This window comes from Stenotrophomonas sp. STEN014 (assembly GCF_056760315.1).
Genome location: NZ_JBRREN010000018.1, coordinates 1 through 434 on the forward strand (window position 1 = coordinate 1; position 434 = coordinate 434).

A 434-nucleotide genomic window follows, 5' to 3' on the forward strand; every position below is an offset into this window, starting at 1 on the left:
ACCACCCGATCCCATCCCGAACTCGGAAGTGAAACGTAGCTGCGCCGATGGTAGTGAGGCTTAAGCCTTGCGAGAGTAGGTCATCGCCAGGGTCTTTACTAAAATCCCCGCTGCATACGCAGCGGGGATTTGCTTTTTTTGCAAGCACCATGTTTTTGATGTTGCTTACCTCAACAGCTTCGAGGAAAACTTGAAGTCTACGTCGCAAGTTGTTGACAAGTATCAAAAGCCTGCGCATAATGTGCGGCTTGCTTCAACGAAAAGCCCTCGGGCCTGACGCGGAAGCCGCTGAATCAACTGCCTCGAAAAAAGGTGTTGACGAGGCAGAAAAGCCGGCTATAATGGGCGGCTCGCTACGACGGAAACGTCGCAGCTTACGAAGATGGCGCTGAGGCCTGATTCGAAGTTCTTTGAAAGTATGCGCAGGTATCTTG

General features: G+C 51.6%; 1 rRNA gene. It reads left to right on the forward strand.

The features are described 5' to 3' along the window. Nucleotides 1-92 (forward strand): 5S ribosomal RNA (gene rrf / locus ACVOMC_RS15245); the annotation flags it as partial. Nucleotides 93-434: the final 342 nt, after the last annotated feature.